At 70.6% G+C, this 17,090-nt stretch carries 18 protein-coding genes and 1 pseudogene; 12 read left to right on the forward strand and 7 right to left on the reverse strand.

Features of this window, described 5'->3' with window-relative positions; translation table 11 throughout:
* Positions 1-16 precede the first annotated feature (16 nt).
* The 7 genes from AB0C26_RS23905 to AB0C26_RS23935 all read left to right on the forward strand — a co-directional run bounded on the left by AB0C26_RS23905 (position 17) and on the right by AB0C26_RS23935 (position 4,683).
* On the forward strand, positions 17-367 hold the full coding sequence (locus AB0C26_RS23905; protein ID WP_360251347.1) for a hypothetical protein: 351 nt from the start codon (positions 17-19) through the stop codon (positions 365-367).
* Positions 364-1,095 carry an NAD(P)-dependent oxidoreductase gene (locus AB0C26_RS23910; RefSeq protein ID WP_360251350.1) on the forward strand — a complete coding sequence of 244 codons (732 nt, stop codon included), beginning with the start codon at positions 364-366 and terminating at the stop codon, positions 1,093-1,095. The genes AB0C26_RS23905 and AB0C26_RS23910 overlap by 4 nt, the downstream gene beginning before the upstream one ends.
* A gap of 84 nt (positions 1,096-1,179) precedes the next feature.
* Entirely contained in the window at positions 1,180-1,575 is a 396-nt protein-coding gene (locus tag AB0C26_RS23915; RefSeq protein WP_360251353.1) for a DUF6188 family protein, read from the forward strand.
* 81 nt (positions 1,576-1,656) lie between these two features.
* Entirely contained in the window at positions 1,657-2,019 is a 363-nt protein-coding gene (locus AB0C26_RS23920; protein ID WP_360251356.1) for a hypothetical protein, read from the forward strand.
* Positions 2,020-2,370: 351 nt separating this feature from the next.
* The gene (locus tag AB0C26_RS23925) at positions 2,371-3,405 is read left to right on the forward strand and encodes a DUF4238 domain-containing protein (protein WP_360251359.1); all 1,035 of its coding nucleotides are present in this window, start codon (positions 2,371-2,373) and stop codon (positions 3,403-3,405) included.
* 399 nt (positions 3,406-3,804) lie between these two features.
* Complete coding sequence (locus AB0C26_RS23930; RefSeq protein ID WP_360251362.1) at positions 3,805-4,062, forward strand: hypothetical protein; 258 nt, start codon at positions 3,805-3,807, stop codon at positions 4,060-4,062.
* A 267-nt stretch (positions 4,063-4,329) separates the two neighbouring features.
* A complete protein-coding gene (locus AB0C26_RS23935; RefSeq protein ID WP_360251365.1) occupies positions 4,330-4,683 on the forward strand; it encodes a hypothetical protein in 354 nt (117 codons plus the stop codon).
* 174 nt (positions 4,684-4,857) lie between these two features.
* Here the strand turns inward: AB0C26_RS23935 and AB0C26_RS23940 are convergent, their stop codons facing one another.
* Positions 4,858-5,013, reverse strand: a complete 156-nt coding sequence (locus AB0C26_RS23940; RefSeq protein WP_360251368.1) for a hypothetical protein — start codon at positions 5,011-5,013, stop codon at positions 4,858-4,860.
* A 435-nt stretch (positions 5,014-5,448) separates the two neighbouring features.
* Here AB0C26_RS23940 and AB0C26_RS23945 point away from each other — a divergent pair, with 435 nt between their 5' ends.
* A complete protein-coding gene (locus AB0C26_RS23945; protein WP_360251371.1) occupies positions 5,449-5,973 on the forward strand; it encodes a DUF308 domain-containing protein in 525 nt (174 codons plus the stop codon).
* A gap of 8 nt (positions 5,974-5,981) precedes the next feature.
* Here AB0C26_RS23945 and AB0C26_RS23950 read toward each other — a convergent pair.
* Together AB0C26_RS23950 and AB0C26_RS23955 are read right to left on the reverse strand one after the other, a co-directional pair.
* Positions 5,982-6,161: pseudogene (locus tag AB0C26_RS23950) on the reverse strand (helix-turn-helix transcriptional regulator); the annotation flags it as partial.
* 30 nt (positions 6,162-6,191) lie between these two features.
* On the reverse strand, positions 6,192-6,692 hold the full coding sequence (locus AB0C26_RS23955) for a hypothetical protein (protein WP_360251374.1): 501 nt from the start codon (positions 6,690-6,692) through the stop codon (positions 6,192-6,194).
* A 332-nt stretch (positions 6,693-7,024) separates the two neighbouring features.
* On the opposite strand from AB0C26_RS23955, the gene AB0C26_RS23960 reads away from it, so the two are divergent.
* Positions 7,025-7,993: a zinc-dependent alcohol dehydrogenase family protein gene (locus AB0C26_RS23960; RefSeq protein ID WP_360251377.1), complete on the forward strand. Its 969-nt coding sequence runs from the start codon at positions 7,025-7,027 to the stop codon at positions 7,991-7,993.
* The gene (locus AB0C26_RS23965; protein WP_360251380.1) at positions 7,990-8,778 is read left to right on the forward strand and encodes a GNAT family N-acetyltransferase; all 789 of its coding nucleotides are present in this window, start codon (positions 7,990-7,992) and stop codon (positions 8,776-8,778) included. The genes AB0C26_RS23960 and AB0C26_RS23965 overlap by 4 nt, the downstream gene beginning before the upstream one ends.
* Here the strand turns inward: AB0C26_RS23965 and AB0C26_RS23970 are convergent.
* Positions 8,723-11,446, reverse strand: coding sequence for an AAA family ATPase (locus AB0C26_RS23970; protein WP_360251383.1), 2,724 nt, complete (start codon positions 11,444-11,446; stop codon positions 8,723-8,725). The genes AB0C26_RS23965 and AB0C26_RS23970 overlap by 56 nt on opposite strands.
* 102 nt (positions 11,447-11,548) lie before the next feature.
* On the opposite strand from AB0C26_RS23970, the gene AB0C26_RS23975 reads away from it, so the two are divergent.
* On the forward strand, positions 11,549-13,120 hold the full coding sequence (locus AB0C26_RS23975; protein ID WP_360251386.1) for an FAD-dependent oxidoreductase: 1,572 nt from the start codon (positions 11,549-11,551) through the stop codon (positions 13,118-13,120).
* A gap of 38 nt (positions 13,121-13,158) precedes the next feature.
* A complete protein-coding gene (locus AB0C26_RS23980; RefSeq protein WP_360251389.1) occupies positions 13,159-13,794 on the forward strand; it encodes a response regulator transcription factor in 636 nt (211 codons plus the stop codon).
* 86 nt (positions 13,795-13,880) lie between these two features.
* Here the strand turns inward: AB0C26_RS23980 and AB0C26_RS23985 are convergent, their stop codons facing one another.
* From AB0C26_RS23985 to AB0C26_RS23995, 3 genes are all read right to left on the reverse strand, one after another.
* Positions 13,881-14,600 (reverse strand): hypothetical protein, encoded by a 720-nt coding sequence (locus tag AB0C26_RS23985; RefSeq protein WP_360251392.1) that lies wholly within the window; start codon positions 14,598-14,600, stop codon positions 13,881-13,883.
* Position 14,601: 1 nt separating this feature from the next.
* A complete protein-coding gene (locus tag AB0C26_RS23990) occupies positions 14,602-15,456 on the reverse strand; it encodes an alpha/beta hydrolase (RefSeq protein ID WP_360251395.1) in 855 nt (284 codons plus the stop codon).
* Positions 15,457-15,639: 183 nt separating this feature from the next.
* Positions 15,640-17,082 carry a hypothetical protein gene (locus AB0C26_RS23995; RefSeq protein ID WP_360251398.1) on the reverse strand — a complete coding sequence of 481 codons (1,443 nt, stop codon included), beginning with the start codon at positions 17,080-17,082 and terminating at the stop codon, positions 15,640-15,642.
* Positions 17,083-17,090 lie beyond the last annotated feature (8 nt).

Consider the following 17,090-nt stretch of genomic DNA (forward strand, 5'->3'; position numbering starts at 1 on the left):
CGCCTCGCTGGCCGCGGTGACCGCCCTGGCCGCTGGAACGGGCCTGGTCCTGGCCGCGAAGGCCGGCTTCGAAGACTACTGCCTCGGCCCGACCGAGATCTTCACCGGCGACCAGTCCATCGCCGTGGACGTCAGCCGGGGCGACGCCACCTCGTGCGCGGCGATCTGGCGCCGCGCGGTCAACCGCAACGGATACCGGGTGACGCTCTGCCCCGGCCGCGCCACCCTCGGCGTCGACTTCGACGGCACGGTCACCCCGGTCGCCGCCTCGGCCTTCGAAACCTGGGCCAAGCGCCGCACCCCGGCCGTCCTCCACGTTCGCATCCGCGACGGCGTGGTGATCCGCGTGGTAGGGATGGACCTGTGACCATCCTGCTGACCGGCGCGTCCGGAGCCATCGGCACCATGCTCCGCGAGCGCCTGCCCGCCCTGCGCGCCACCGACGTACGCCCGGCCGACGGCGTCGCGGAACTGGACGTGACCGACGCCGAAGCGGTCCGCGAGGCGTGCCGCGGCATCGACGCGGTGGTCCACCTGGGCGGCATCGCCGATGAGGGCCCGTTCGAGGACGTGCTGGCCGTCAACGTCCGCGGCACCGAGCGCGTCCTGCAGGCCGCCCGCGAGACGGGCGTCCCCCGCGTGGTGCTGGCGTCGAGCAACCACGCGGTGGGCCTTCATCCGTACACCGAGGACCTTCCGGACGACGCGCAGCCGCGCCCCGACTCCTACTACGGCTGGAGCAAGGCCGCGATGGAGTCGCTGGGACGGCTCTACCACGACCGGTACGGGCTGCATGTGGTCTGCCTGCGCATCGGCTCCTGCAAACCCCGGCCCGAGCACCCGCGCGACCTCGCGTCGTGGCTCTCCCCCGACGACATGGCGCGGCTCGTCCGGGCATCGCTGACCGCGACCGGGTTCCACATCGTCTGGGGCGTCTCGGCCAACACCCGCCGATGGTGGTCCCGCGCCGGCGGCGACGCCATCGGCTACGAACCGCGCGACGACGCCGAGAGGTGGGCGGGCGAGCTGGGCGAGCCGGATCCCACCGACGATCTCGTCGGCGGCCCGATGACCAGGCGGCCGCTCGGCGGTTGACGTCACAAGTTTTAAGGCCCCGTTATGGAAGCGGCGGTTACGGTCCAGCTCGTCAGTTCCCGACGAGCCCCCATCGAGGTACGCATGTCGCCGCTCTCCCCGCTGGTAGGACAGCACCTGGAATACGTCCGCCTGGGCGACGCCCTGGTCCTCAGCTTCTCCCGCGGCAGCCAGATCCTCATCGAGACGGCCGCCCACCTCACCACCCCGGAGACCCACACCCGGCTGCTTCCCGGCGACGACAGCTCCGACGCCCTGGCCTCCCTGCTGGGCGACGTGGTCAGCACCGCACAGACAGCCGACAACGGCGAACTGTCACTCACCTTCGGCGCCGGCTACGAACTCTGCGTCCACCCCGACCCCGAGGTGGAGTCGTGGGCTTTCACCAACCCCGACGGCCCTCTGATCGTCTGCCTGCCCGGCGGCGAACTCGCGTTCTGGGCCAACACCCGAGCCGCGACGACCCCCAAGGCCGGCTAGCCACCTGTCGTAGTGGGGGTCCTGCTCCGGGTGCACCAAGCCAGCTGACCGCGGTCCTGCGCAAACTGACAGTCTGGTGTCATGGGAATGTACGCCTCAGCTCGCGGCTGGCTGGAGATGAAGGTCGAGCAGCGGAGCGCCGCTCAGGAAATCATCACGCGGCGTCATCACGAGCTCTATTCGGGCGGCTGGGCCTTCCCGACGGCGCCGTTCAACTGGACTCTGTACCTCTTCTACGGCGGTGACATCCGGGAACAGGAGCTGGACTGGCTCCGCGAAGCGATCGCGGAGCTGGCGGCGATGCCACCGATCGACGACGACGGCGACCGGCCCGCCGGCTTGTTCCTGATCACCGACGAACGCGGACATGCGACCCAGTGGCAGATCCGGAACGGCTCCCTGGACGACCGGCCGGCACCCTCCCTGGCCTGGCTCGGCGAGTAACGCAGAACCCGCTAGGCCGGGGCAGCGGTCGCGGGTCGGGAGATGCGCCGTCATCAAGCTAGTTCCGCCTGATCGAGAGCGACCCGCTGCCCTACTCCGTAGCTGTCGCTGCACCACGGCCTCAGCATGAGCTAACGTCGACCCGCGCGCCGGGCAGAGGCAACATGGGAAGGCGCGTCGTGTTCAGTCATGTTGTCTGAACGCGGGGGAATTCTCCGCAGCGGCATGAGCCGGTTCGAGTCCGGTAACCCGGAGCGCGCTGACCGCGGCTAGATGAGTGCGCCCTCAGACTCGCTCATACAGAGAGCGGCAATGCCGCTGTGACTCGAAGACGGCTGCCATAATTCAATAATGCCTGAGCAGGTTAGCCGCGACCATCACACCGTACCGAAGCTGTATCTGCGCGGCTTCTGCGGACGAAAGAAGCTAGACAAGGAAATCCTGCTGGCGCGACATCGCGACGGCACTGAGGAACGGATGCCTATCAAGAAAGCAACCGTCGAAGTGGATTTCTACGATGTCGGCGAACTCGGCCAGCCGGACGATTCCCTTGAGCAATGGTTCGCACGCTCAATCGAGAGTCCTGTCGGAGACGTCATGCGCGCCCTCCGCGACGGAGCCCTTCCGCCTCCGGGCCCACTCCGGGCCACGCTCGCCACCTTCGTCGCAACCCAAATGGTCCGCACGGTGGCTGTCCGCCGCACGATGCAAGATGTGAACTCCCACCTCGGCCCCATGGTCTTCGCAAGCACGGTGCTCCAACGTGCCATCGAAGCGGACCCCGCGGTGAAGGCGAGGGGTGACCTCACCGCCATGTATCACGACATCGCGAGCCGCGCCCCAGAGGCGATGCGCAGGACGGATACACCGTCGATGCTGCGGACAATGGTCCGGGAAGCGGACAGAATCAAGCTTCTCCTACTCGACATGCACTGGTTGCTGACCTCCTCACCGAATCCCGTTCTGATCACGAGTGACGCTCCCGTGGTCACGGTTAGCGCGACCGGTGAACTCGACTTTTCTAGCCCGGTACTCCTGCCGGAGCTGCACGAGGTACACATGCCGGTCACCCCCTCACGGTTGCTCACCATCACACCTATCCAGCCCTTGGGCGCTCCACCGACCGTCCTAACGACCGAGCAGACCACGCTCGTGAACCACGCGATCGTGCGCAATTGCTGGGACATACTGCTGCGTCCGCCTACGATGCCGTTTCCAGCCGACTTGGTTCTTCCACGTCAACGGTCCAGCATCAGGCAGCCTAAAATTACGGTCCGAGCAAACGAAGGTCAGCCGCCTACGTCCCTGACTTTCCCGCCGGTTGTCGATGCGGCCTTGGCGGACGCCCTGAATATTTTGGGCGGAGATCCCGCAACGCCCGCATGAAATGGACTGCAAAAGTCACGAGGGAAGGCACGTTCGTGTACTCACATCGGCATGACCGGACACCGAAATCAGGTCGGGCTGTAGGAAATGTGACAGCAGTGGCGCACGATCGGCGGCAGATACGGATGCGCCGGCGTGAGTAACAATAGTTCGGTGGTTGATCACCGACAGTACCGCTTCGCGGCCAACGGAGGCGAGCTGGCACTTGCGGGTCCGTCGGCGGCTTTGCAAGCCTTCAGCGACGACTTGCTGCGTCGGCGCACTGACCGTGTCGAGGTACCTATTAATGGTGGACCCGCGGGTTCAGGAGGTGACCACTGGTCCGCTGCTTGTCGGCTTGCCGGGCGCGACTGTACTGGGCTTTCCGGCGGACGCGAGTATCTCAATATCGTGTAGGACGTGCTCGTTGGCGTGGCCGCTGATGCCGAGACTGCCGAAGATCGGAAAGTCAACCGGCATCAGCACATCGAGTACTTCCCTGGAGACGAGCACCGATCGCCGGATTCGATGCCGCTGATCATTCTGGCTGACCCGCCGGACACACCAGCGCAGGCGACGACTGATCTCCGCAAGAGTCGGCACTTCAGCCCTTCATGCGCCGAACTGAGCGTGACGGCTTGGGGCGGCCAGCGCGCACGACCGGCGGCAAGAGAGTAAGCAAGTGAGACGTCGGCTCGGCTTGGGGCTCCGCTCTGGATTTCACTATCACGCGGAAGAGCTAAGCCGAATGGGTCCCGATAGACCCCACATGAGGGAGGCCGACCCGTCTGCTGTGGTGGGAGGATCCTATTGCTCGCACAGTCGGATTCGTTTCGGAACGCCCTACGTGGCGCAGTCATTCAGAGTGTGAACGTCGCCGTCGCGGACCATTCACGATTCCGCAGTGCCAGAAGCCTGACGGACGGATCACAGGAAGGACGATCGATGAACATTCCCGGAAAGGTGATGGCTGGATCGCTCGCGGCGGCATCGACTTTCGCGACTCTAGCAGTGAATCCATCGCCTGCATCGGCTGCAACGACGTCAACTGTTGTGGGAACGGCCTGCTATGCGGGCAGCACGGAGGTTGCTTGGGTCAAGGGCGATCTGGACAACTCTCATCCGCCAGCTCAAAAATTCACGCCCTCCTGGTTCGACAACAAAATTCACTACAAAGTAGTTTTCACCGGAATCACCAATTCCGGGTGGGCCTGGATTTGGTTCGACTGCAACATCGCACCGGATCGTGGCGCGTGGGTCCGCACGAACCCGGGCCAAACGTCGACCCTCAACTATTAGCGGGAAGCCTGCATCATGTGAGGCCGATCAACGTATTCTTGTATCTCGGATCGGTTGCTGGCGGCGGCATTGTTCGCCGCTCTCGCTACCGGCGCGGACCTGATTGGTAGCTACTTCACCGAAACGGGCTTGTCTCCGCCTTCCGCGGCCAGGTGCCCTGATCGCGGAAGGTGTCTAGCCGCGCGGCTCGGCTGGGGTGGTGGTCAGGCGCTTGCCGTACCAGACTTGCATGTAGAGGCGGCCCGAGCGCTGTACCAGCGCCACGGCTACCGTGAGATTCCGGCGTACTGCACCGGCCTCGACCAGGTCGAGTCGGGTGTTGAGAACCATCTCCGTCGCGCCCCTCGCGGGTCAGGCTCTCCGACGCCGCCTGCAGGAGTGTGCCACCGCCGCTACCCCGATAGGCCGGCCGCATGAAGACGCGGGTGGGTTCGGCCCGTTTGCGGTCCAGCCTCCGAAGCCGCCGCAGGCCGCCGGCTCACCCTCGAAGCGCCCGACGACGAACTGGCCCGTGGGTGGTGTGAGCGCCGCGGCATCGTCGTCGGCCAGCTCTCGGTCCACCTCGACGGCGGTTGCGGCGCGCCGACAGTAGCGGCCGGCGACCTCGGCGTAGTACTCACGGCGAAGGGTGCCACGCGTCGGGCGAGTCGAAGGCTTCGGCGACCAGGCTCAGGAGGTCATGGCGTTTCTACCGGGACGGAACCCAGGCCGCACTACGACAATCAGTGATTCGAGGAGGGTGCCCGGATTTCTACGGTGGCTCTCATGTCACTCTCCACTTCTCTGCTCTGGCGGGGCGTCCTCGCCGTCATCATCGGGATCGTCTCTTTCACCTGGCCCGGCCTTACGATCGGGGCGTTCGCCATCCTGTTCGCCGTCTACGCTTTCGTGGCGGCGGTGCTGGAGGTCGTGCGGGCGTTCAGTCGTGAGCGGGCCGGGCCGGTCGTCGGCTGGCTGTTGCTGGCTCTGCTGTCGGTCGCGGCCGGTGTCGTCGCCCTGGCCTGGCCGGGCGTCACCGCCCTGGTGCTCACCATCTGGATCGGGGCCTGGGCCCTGACCACCGGGCTGCTCGAGGTGGCGCTGACCTTCCGGCAGGGGCAGATCGCCGGGGAGTGGGCCGCCTGGATCCTCGGCGGGCTGGTCTCGATCGCCTTGGCCGTCGTGCTGTTCATCCGCCCGGACATCGGCGCTGTGTCGCTGGCCGAGGTGTTCGGGCTGTTCAGCCTCTTCTACGGCATCATCGGCATCGTCCCGTCGGTGCGGGCCCGCCGCATCCTGGCGGCCGTCTGACGCCCGTCTCAAAGGGACAGCTCGGCCCGTTCCATCAGCACGCGGACCAGCTGCGTGCGGGAACGGATGCCGAGCTTCCGGAACACCTTTCCCAGGTGGTACTGCACCGTGTTCTGGCTGATGTACAGCTGCTCGCCGACCTCACGGTTCGAGTGGCCCGCGGCGACGAGCCGGGCCACCTGTGCCTCCTGGGCGGTGAGCTCGCCGGATTCGCCGACCTACTCCGCGGTCGCCCTCAGCTCCCTCTCGGCCCGCTGGGCGAAGCCGGCGAATCCCCGGGCCCGCAACATCTCCGACGCGATCCGCAGCTGGGCCCGGGCGTCGCGCCGGCGACGGCGGCGGCGCAGCCATTCGCCGTACAGCAGATGCGCTCGGGCCAGGTCGGCGTCCCGCAGGCCGCCCAGGGCCCGGCAATAGAACTCCTCGGCGTCGCCGTCCGCGAGCAGGGCCCGGCACAACGCCTCCCGGCCCGGCTCCAGGACGGCGACGTCGACGCCCCGCGCCGCCGTGGCCATCGCGCCCGGATGGCGGCTGCGGCCGGCCGCCTCCAGCAGGTCCGGCACCACGCGATCGCTCAGGCCGGCCACCCCGCCGCGGCGTACGGCCAGCGCGTGGCCGAACGCCGCGTCGTACCGGCCCAGCCCGAGTTCGAGGATCGTCAGCGCGTAGTGCCCGGCCGCCCGGGCGCCGGCCGTGTCGTCGCGCAGCAGCGCGGTCACCAATGCCCGGGTCTCCGCCTCCCGGCCACGCCAGCGCCAGCGGCTCGCGCCCCGGACAGGCGAGTAAGCCGGGGTGCGCGGGAATGGCGGGCAGGGCGTGCAGCCGGTGCGCCACGATGCTGAGCACCGACGTTCGCGACGGCGCGCCGGCCAGCAGGCCCAGCAGCACCCGGTCGAGTTCATCCATGCCGACGATCGTGCGGGCCTGGTCGACCCCACGGCCTAGGTAAGACGACCGCCCGCATCGCCGGGGGAAACGCGGTCTGCCCGCGGGGGCAGGATGCCGGATTCGGGGGCGTCGCCGGGCTGCCGGGCACATAGCGTCGCCCTCCATGAAATCGCTTCAGCTGCACGAGTTCGGCAAGCTCGAGAGCCTGCGGATCGTCGACGTGGTTCCGGCGCCGCTCGAGGCCGGTCAGGTCCGGGTCGCCATCGAGGCCGCGCCCATCAACCCGTCCGACTTCCTGACCGTCAGCGGCCGGTACGCCGTACGGCCGCCGCTGCCGTCACCGCTCGGCGCCGAGGGTGTCGGTGTGGTCACCGAGGTCGGCGCCGGTGTCACCGCGGTCACCACCGGCGACCTGGTCCTCGTGCTGCCCAACCCGCAGCCGGGCACCTGGCAGGAGGAGGCCGTGGTGCCGGAGCGGTTCGTGGTGCGGGCCGACCCGAACGCCGACCCGGCCCAGCTGGCCACGGCCGGCATCAACGCCGCCACCGCGTACCTGCTGCTGGGCTACGGCGACGGGCTGAAGCCGGGCGACTGGGTCGTGCAGACCGCCGCCAACTCCGCGCTCGGCGCGTTCGTCGTCGCGCTGGCCCGGCACCGCGGGCTGCGCACGCTCAACGTGGTGCGGCGGCCCGGGGCCGAGGTGCCGGGTGGCGACGCCGTCGTGGTCAGCGACGACACGTTGATGGCCCAGGTCCGTGACGTCCTGGACGGTGAGCGGCCGGCGCTGCTGCTCGACGGGGTGAGCGGGCCGGTCGTGGACAGCCTGGCGGCGGTGCTGTCGGTGAACGCGCACATCGTGAACTTCGCCGCGCTCAGCGGGCAGCCGCTGGTCGTCGACCGCGTGCACCTGCTCTTCAAGAACCTGAACGTGCACGGCTTCTGGCTCAACAACTGGATCGCCACCGCGCCGCGGGCGGAGATCGAGCGGGTGTACGCGGAAGTGACCGGGCTCATCGCCGACGGGGTCCTGCGTACGGAGATCGCCGCGCAGTATGGACTCGGCGACTACGCGCGCGCCCTCGCGCACGCGAGCGCGCCGGACCGTACGGGAAAGGTGGTCTTCCGCCGATGACGGAAGTGAACGAGCTCGCCGAGCTGACCGAGGCCGCGTTCATGTACGACTACGAGACCCGCATGCCCGCGGCCGCGCGCGATCGGCTCGGCGTGGCCGCGGCCCGGATCGGCGGCGGCGTGGTCCTGGCCATGCGGCACGATCCGGCGTCGTACTGGAGCAAGGCTCTCGGTTTCGGTGTGACCGAGCCGTTCACCCCGGCCGTCCTCGACGAGGTCCTCGACTTCTACCGCACCCACCGGGTGCGGCAGGCGGTCCTCCAGCTGGTTCCGTCGGTGCTGCCGGCCGGATTCGCCGGCCGGGGCCTCGAGAAGACCAGCACCTGGGTCAAGCTGGGCGGCGACCCGGCCGCGATCGCGGACACTCCGACCGATCTGCGGATCGCCGCCGTGACACCGGAGACGGCCGAGGAGTGGGCCGGCGCCGTGCTGGACACGTTCGGCATGCCCGCCGGCGACCTCACCACGATGCTCGCCTCGACCGCCGGCCGGGCCGGTTGGCGGCCGTTCGGCGCGTGGGACGGCGACCAGGTGGTCGCCGGGGGCAACGTCTACCTCAACGGCGACGGGGCCGGGCTGAACGCCGCCGCGACCAGGCCGACGCATCGCGGCCGGGGCGCGCAGTCGGCCCTCATCGCGGCCCGGGCGCGGGCGGCGGCCGAGGCCGGATGCGGCCGGCTGTTCGCCGAGACCTGGCGCGGCGAGGGCAACCAGTCACTGTCCAACATGGTCAGCGCCGGTCTGGTGCCTCTGTATGAGCGGGAGAACTGGACAGTGCGCTTCTGAGCTGGTTGCGGTTGCTGATGCCCAGCTTCGGGAAGACCTTGTACAGGTGGGTTCCGATCGTGCGGTGCGACAGGTAGAGCTGGTCGGCGATCTCCTTGTTGGTCAGGCCGTCCGCGGCCAGCTCGACGATGCGCCGTTCCTGCGCCGTCAACTCGTTGAGCGTGTTCCGGCCGGGGCGCGACGCGACGGGCGCGACCCCGGCCGCGCGCAGCTCGGTCGAGGCACGCTCGGCCCACGGATGCGCGCCGGCGCCCTCGAACGCCCGCAGGGCCGCGCTCAGCTGCTCCCGGGCGTCGACGATGCGCCTTCGGCGGCGCAGCCATTCCCCGTACGCCAAGCGGGTCCTGGCCACCTCGAGCACGGCCGGGTTGTCCTCGGCGGCCAGCGCCGCCTCGTAATGCTCCTCCGCCTCGGGTCCCGGGGCGATCTGCGCGAGGCCGCGGCGGACGAGGTTCTTGAGGTACGGGCTGGGGAACGCCGCCGCGCGGTCGAGCAGCGGCTGCACGACGGCCGTACGCCCGGTGCGCACCGCGGCCTCGGTCAGGTCGCCGAGCGACCACAGCCCGGTGGTGCCGATGGCCTGGGCGCCCTCCAGGGCCGTCCACGCGTCCTCGTACCGGTGCTCGTTCAGGGCGACCAGCCCGGCCGACCAGCTCGCCCGGGCTTTGATGAACGTGACGTCGAGCCCGTCGCCGAGCGCGATCGCGGCCAGCGCCCGCGCGTTGTCGCCCTGCCACGCGTACGCCCGGGCCGCGACGATCGCCGAGTCGGCCGCGGTGACCCGCAGTCCGAGGTCGGAGCTGAGGCGCAGCGCCATCTCGGCGTCGGCCAGGCCGTCGCGCAGCTGCCCGAACCCGACCCGGATGAGCGCGCGCTCTCGCATGGTCCACGCCTCGTCGCCCGGCGCCCCGGCCCGGTGGAAGTGGTCGACGCCCAGGCTCCACCACTCCGATGCGGCCGGCAGGTCGTGCACCGCCTGGGCCATCAGCCCGACCCCGATGATGATCTGCGAGCGGCTCGGTGACGTCCCCTCGGCCAGGTAGGCCCGGACCGCCCGGCCCAGCTCGGGCAGCCGCTCGCGGGCCTCGGCGGCGTGCCTCACCGGGTCGAGCAGCACCCGGCCGACCAGCGCGTGCGGGCTTCGCGCGCCGGCGTCGGCGGCCACGATGGCGTCGTCGAGGCGCGCCCGCAGGTCGGCCGGCAGCCCCTCGATGGCGTTGGCGGTGGCCGCCGTGGCCAGCACGCGCAGGCGCTGCATCCGGTTCTCGCCCCCGCCCGGCCCGGCCAGGCGGGCGACCAGGTCGAGCAGTTCGCCGGTGCTGTGGCCGGGCACGGCGGCGCTGGCGCCCAGGGCGACCTCGGTGAGCGTGAGGTGGGTGAGCACGTCGGGGTCGGCGGCGAGCGGCCAGGCCTCCCGGACCAGCAGCGCGCTGGCGGCCACCTCGCCGGCCTGCCGGGCCACCTCGGCCGCGGCCGCGAGCCGGCGGCTGCGGTCGGTCACCGAGGACGACAGGGCGGCGGCGCGGCGCAGGGCCGCCACCGCCTCGATCTGCGCGCTGCGGTCGCGGGCCCGGTCCGCGGTCTGCTCCAGGGCGGCCGCGACCGCGTCGTCGTAGTCGGGGGTGGCCGCGGCGGCGTGCCAGGCGGCCCGGTCGGGGTCGGTGGCGGTGTCGGCCAGCAGGCGGTGGGCGGCGGTCCGTTCGGCGAACGAGGCGGCGTTGTAGACGGCCGAGCGCACGAGCGGATGGCGCGGCACGACCCGGTCGCCGGCCACGGCGGCCAGCCGGGCCCGCTCGATCGGGGCGAAGTCGTCCAGGGTGAGCCCGGCCCCGGCCGCGGCGGCCATCAGCTGCCGCAGGGACGACTCGGGGGCGGCGGCGATCAGCAGGAGCATCTGCCGGCTGCGCTCGGGCAGGCCGGCCGCGCCGTCGAGGAAGGCCTGCTCGAGGCGGCGGGTCATCGGCAGCCATTGGTCGCCGGCCCGGGCCGGGGTCAGCGCCCGGGGCAGCTCGGTGAGGGCCAGGGGGTTGCCGACGGCCTCGGCCAGGATCCGCTTGCGGGTGGGCGCGTCGAGGCCGGCGAGCAGCTGCTCGGACGCCTGCTCGCCGAGCGGGCCCAGCGGGAGCTGCGGCAGCGAGGCGAACAGCTCCGAGGCGTGGCGCATCGTGATGATCATCAGGACCGGGGCCTGGGACAGGCGGCGCGCCGCGAAGGCGACGGTCTGCGCGGTGGAGGCGTCGAGCCACTGCGCGTCCTCGACCACGACCAGCGTGGGCTGCTCCGACGCGTACTCCTCGAGCAGGCCGAGCGCCGCCAGGCCGGTCATCAGCCGGCTCGGCGCCGGCCCGTCGGCCCGGCCGAGCGCGACCTCCAGGGCCTGCCGCTGCCGGGCCGGCAGGCTGGGCAGGCGGTCGAGCACGGGGTGGAACAGCTCGTGCAGCCCGGCGAAGCCGGCCGTGGTCTCGCTGGCCACGCCGGTGCAGCGCAGCTCACGGAAGCCCCGTTCGGCGGCGATCGCGGCCACCGCGGCGGCCAGGGTGCTCTTGCCGATGCCGGCCTCACCCTCGACCACGACGGCCTGCCCGCCGGGGCCGACCGCGTCCAGCAGCTCACGGAAGTGGGCCAGCTCGGTCTCGCGCCCCACGAGGAAGGGTGTCTGCGCCGGCACAAGATCGAGCTTAGCGGCGGTGTGGGCAAGCGCCGTTGCCCGTGTGACGCCGGAAACTCGGCCCGGGTGACGGAGGCCACCCGCCCCTGTCACGGTTGCCGGGTGAACAGGACGTCTTTCCCCGAGATCGAGGATCTGCCCGCCGCCGCGACCGCCCGGCTCGACGCCGAGCAGTTGGCGCGCGCGGCCACGTACGGCGCCGAGGTGACCGTGACCGCCGGGACGCGGCTGTACGAGGTGGGCGAGGCGAACTGCGACCTGATCGTGTCCCGGAGCGCCACGCTGTGGGACGGCCTCTTCACGTACGGGCCGGGTGGTTTCGCCGGTGAGCTGAGCCTGCTGACCAGCCAGACCCGTAACCAGGCGGTCACCGTGGTCGAGCCGGGCACGGTCCGGGTCATCGACCAGGCGTCGTTCCGGCGATTGATGGCCCAGCAGACCGACCTGGGCGACCTGTTCCTGCGGGCCTTTCTGGCCCGGCGCCGCTTGCTGCGGCTGGGGGCCGAGCAGTCGACGACCATCGTCGGCGATCCCCGCTCGGGCGATGGGCTGGCCCTGCGGGTGTTCCTGTCCCGTCAAGGACTGCCGCATCTGTGGCTGGACGCCGCGTCGGCCGAGGCGCACGGCGTACTGAAGCAAGCCGGTCTGTCGCCCGAGGATCTGCCGGTGGCGCTGACGCCGGCCGGCGCGATGCGGCGGGTGACGCCGGGGATCATCAGCGAACGGCTGGGGCTGACCTACAGCAGCATCGGCCGGGGCACGGTCGACCTGGCCATCGTCGGCGCCGGGCCGGCCGGCCTGGCCGCGGCCGTCTACGGCGCCTCGGAGGGACTGAGCACGCTGCTGCTGGACATGGTGGCCACCGGCGGGCAGGCGGCCACCAGCGCCCGGATCGAGAACTACCTGGGCTTCCCGTTCGGGCTGAGCGGGCTCGATCTGACCACGCGGGCGGCGGTGCAGGCGCTGAAGTTCGGGGCCGAGATCGCCACGCCGTGCGGGGTGTCGGCGCTGCGCCCGGGCGAGAAGGAGCACGTGGTGGTGCTGAACGACGGCACCGAGATCACGGCCCGGGCGGTCATCGTCGCGACCGGCGCCGCCTACCGGTCGCTGCCGATCGACCGCTGGGACCACTTCGTCGGCAACGGCGTCTATCACGCCGCGACCGACCTGGAGGCCCAGGGCGTGGCGGGCGAGCCGGTGGCGGTGGTCGGCGGGGCCAACTCGGCCGGGCAGGCGTCGTTGCACCTGGCCCGCTACGCCAGCCACGTGACGCTGATCGTCCGCGGTACCGACCTCTCCGCCAAGATGTCCTCGTACCTGGTCGAACGGATCCTGGCCGACCCCCGGATCACCGTCCTCACCGGCACCGAGATCTCCGGCATCGGCGGCGGCGACCGCGTCGAGAGCCTGACCCTCACCGGCCGCGACGAGCCCTTGGAGTGCCGCGGCGTGTTCAGTTTCATCGGCGCCACCGCGGCCACGGACTGGCTCGACGGCGTCGAAACCGACAAAGACGGATTTATCTGTACGGACGCCGTCTTCGCCACCTCCGTTCCCCGCGTCTTCGCCGTCGGCGACGTCCGCCACGGCTCCCTCAAGCGGGTCGCGGCGGCCGTCGGCGAGGGATCGGCCGCGGTGCGTTCCGTCCATCAGTCCCTGTCTTCAGTGATTTGACTTATGCCTCCGCCGTCATCGCACGGCACTGTTGCCTCATGACCCAGACCCTGGTCCCCACGCTCGACGTGTCGGTGCAGGCCACCGACTCGCTCACCCTGGCCGGGCTGACCGTGCTGCTGGAGGGCCGGCCCGAACTGCGGGTGCTCGGCCCCGAGCAGGCCGGCGGCGACGTGCTGGTGTTCGCCGCCGACCGGCTGGACGCCCGGGTGGTGGCGGCGCTGCGGCGCTCGGCCACCGCCACCCGCCGGCCGGTGGTGCTGGTGCTCGACGAGATGAACGATTCCGAGCTGCTGCTCGCCGTCGAGTGCCGGGTCCACTCGGTGCTGCCGCGGGCGGCGGTGACCGCCGAACGGCTGACCCGGGCGGTCACCGCCGTCGCCGCCGGCGACGGGGTGATGCCGCCCCCACTCGTCGGCGACCTGCTCAAGCACCTGCGCGACCTGCAGCAGCGCGTGCTCGACGAGGCCGGGCTGAACGCGGCCGGGCTCACCCCGCGCGAGATCGAGGTGATCCGGCTGATGGCCGAAGGCCTGGAGACCACCGAGATCGCCGGCCGGCTCAGCTACTCGGAACGCACCGTCAAGGGGATCATCCACACGATCACCCGGCGGCTCGGGCTGCGCAACCGGTCGCACATCATCGCCCACGCGATGCGCTACGGCGTCATCTGACCAGCTGGGCGCGGTTGGTCACGCCCGCTTAGCCGAACGCCTCGTACCTCGGGGACCCGGCGCCGGAGCCCGGGTCCCCGCCGGGGTCACGCGACCGTGACGTCCTTCAGGTCGATCGAGACGATGAGCGGATCCGGAACCTTCCGGTTGTTCTCGTCCGTGCTGTAGATCTTCCGGCTGGTCGCCACGACCAGGCCGTCGACGGTGGCGAAGTCGAGCGCGTACTGTGCGCTCGGCGCCCGGCCGGCGATGTCGACGGTGTAGTCCCGCCGCCGGATCAGGCCGTCCGCGTCGACGTAGAGCACCTGGCGCGGGGTGTGGGTGGCGATGCCGTCCGGATAGGTGACGGCCAGCCGGCGGAACGTCTTGCCGTCCTCGGTCCAGCCGTCGATCTCCTCGGTCCGCACGCCCGGCAGCAGCAGTGATGCCGGCTCGGTGGTGTACGTCCACATCGCGTACCCGGAGAAGTAGGCCAGTTGCAGTCGGCTCCACGGGGTGGTGAGCACGTGCCCGGCGAACGAGTCGCGCGGGTGGAGCAGCTCCTCGACCACCTCGCCGTCCGCGGTCTCCACGGCGACGCGCTGCGGCGTGAAGTTGGTGTGGTGGCCCGCCTCGAAGAACGGCTCCTGCCGGGTGTGCTCGCGGTGCAGATCGACTGTCACCTGGACGTCGTCGAGCGCACCGGGCCAGCCCTTCATGCCCCAGAGCACGCCGCCGAAGAACTGGCGGGCGCTGATCTGCTGAGCCTGCTCCCAGGCCGCGCGACCGCCGTACGTCTCAAGAATCACTTCGAGCAGATCGGCCATGTCACTTGTCTCCTTCGCTGAGGAATGCGTTGACGTCAGCGGCGGCCTCGGCCGCGTACTGGAAGAGCGAAGCGTGCGCGGCGTCCGGGTAGATGCGGATCCGCGCGTCCGGGATGAGCCCGGCCATGGTGTAGCTGCCCTTGGTCGGGATCATCAGGTCGTCGTCGCCCTGCAGGATCAGCGTGGGGGCGGTGATACCGGTCAGCCGCTGCAGCGCGGAGTGGTCCGGGATGCCCCACTCGATGATGGCGTCGAACTGGGCGTCGCGGACGGCCACGGTGGTCGGCTCGTCCCGGTTCTCGGTACGGGCGAAGATGCGGCCCAGGAACTGTTTGCCGAGCGCCTGGCTGGTCTCGGTGTGCGCGAAGAAGATGTAGAGCAGATCCTCGGCGTCGTTCACCTCGGCCCGTGCGTGCGACGCGATGTCCTCGCGCCACGCGTGCATGCCGGGCGCGCCCTTGGGGCCGGTGCCGGCCAGCACCAGCTTGCGAACCAGTCCGGGCCGGACGAGGGCGATCTCCTGGGCCACGAACCCGCCGAGGGAGAAGCCGAGCAGGTCGATCCGCTCGAGCCCGAGGGCGTCGGCGAAGGCGATGATGTCGCGGGCGCTGCGCGCCACGGACGGCGCCGGCTCGCCGGTGGAGGCGCCCACGCCGGCGTAGTCGACGAGGATGACCTCGCGGGAGGCGGCGAGACCGTCGGTCAGGGCCGGGTCCCAGTTGTCGAGGTTGCCACGGAAGTGCTGAAGCAGCACCAGCGGCACGCCCCCGCCGGTGCCGAACCGGCGGTAGGCGTACGAGACGCCGCCGGCCTCGGCGAACCGGGTCGGCGCGGTGTGATGGGTGATGTCAGGCATGACTCCAGTTGAGCCCCGGTTGCGGCCACCCGCCGAGGACCGGCGCTCACCCATGGCCTAAAGGGTCACGCCGGTCGCCCCCGCGCACTGTTCTCGAGCGCTGATCAGAGGACCTGGTTCGACTGGGGGTCTAGATCTGCTTGGGCGTTCCCTCTCCCGCCGCCCAGAAGCACAGGTCGTAGTTCACCGGCCGGCCAGGGTGCGCTGGGTGGGCCAGAGCTTGGCCGGGTTCAGGCCGACGCCCTTGACGCAGTTGTCGATGAACATCTCGGTGTCGGCCTGGTACTCCATCTGGTTGGTCAGGCACACGTAGAGGTCCACCGCCTTCTGGCGTCCGCCGGTGCGTTCGGCGGCCAGGAACATCGTTGAACTCAGGTTGTAGTTGTAGCTCTGGCGCTTGGCGTCGGGGGCGTAGAACGTCTCGCTGGGCGGGAACGGGCCCGCCGGGCGGTAGGCGCGGCCGGCTCGGACGGCGCGCGTCGCCGTCTGGGCGTATCCGGGAGCGTCGAGGAACTCGACCCAGCGGGCGAAGCCCTCGATCGGCCAGCTGGCCTGCACGTTGGTCGACTTGGGGCCGTAGCCGCCGGCCCTGGACTGGATCAGGTGCGGGGCGATGGCGTGGGCCATCTCGTGGGCCATCACGGTCTGCGTCTGGCGGACGCTGGTGAACCGCGACATGTCGAGCACGATCCGGGAGCCGGCGCCGCGGCGGATCCAGGAGGGCTGGTTCGGCTCGTGCAGCACCTTCGGGTTGGGACGGTCGAACTGCTCCGTCCCCTCGTCGTCGGTCGCCCGCGGGAAGACGGTGACGCCGACGGCGCCCTGCCGGGATACGTTGTTGTCGTACCACTTCAGGAACTGCTTGTGGTCACCCAGGAAGATCACAAAACCGGGGGTGCCGTACGGGCGTGCGCCCCACAACGACCGCACCAGCTTCGCCGCCCGCTGCGCGGCCGGCAGGTACACCTTCGGATCCCAGGTGCTGCCCACGGCCGAGGCGACCGTGATGCCGCCGGCCGTGGCGGTCCGCAGGGGTACGTCGTCGGCCGGCGGGAACAGCAGCGGGTTCTGGTACTGCGGGTTCCAGCTGGGCGCGGCGTCGGTGATGGTGACGGTGTCGCCGGTGAAAGCGAGTTTCCAGTCGTACGGGATGACCGAGCGGTCGACGTCGGCGGTGAGCCGGGAGATCTGGTCGATGACGACGTCCGGCTTCTCGTCGAAGACGGCGGTGGCCGTGACGTTGCTCAGTGACAGGTCGAACGAGGCGAAGCGGAACTGCCGCAGGTTGGCGAACCGCTTCCGCTCGAAGGCGATCGCCTTGGTGGCGGCCGGGTCGATGTCGGCCAGCCACGCTTTCTCGTCACCGGCCTTGAACGCCGCCGCCCGCCTCGCGAGCATCTGGTCGATGAGCCGCAGCCGGCGGTCGGCGTCGCTCTCGTACGACTGGGCGACGGTCGCCGTGACCGCCTCGGGCGCCGCGTCCCCGGGCCGCGACACGACGACCACCCCGGCCACGGCGACCGCGACCGCCGCGACGGCCGCCGGTGCGATCCATCGCCGCGGCGACCGTTTCGGTGGGACGAACTCCGGCGCCGTCTCGAACGTGGCTGGCCGAATCTCCGGCATCAGAACAA

Source organism: Actinoplanes sp. NPDC048796, from assembly GCF_040650035.1.
Lineage (GTDB): Bacteria > Actinomycetota > Actinomycetes > Mycobacteriales > Micromonosporaceae > Actinoplanes.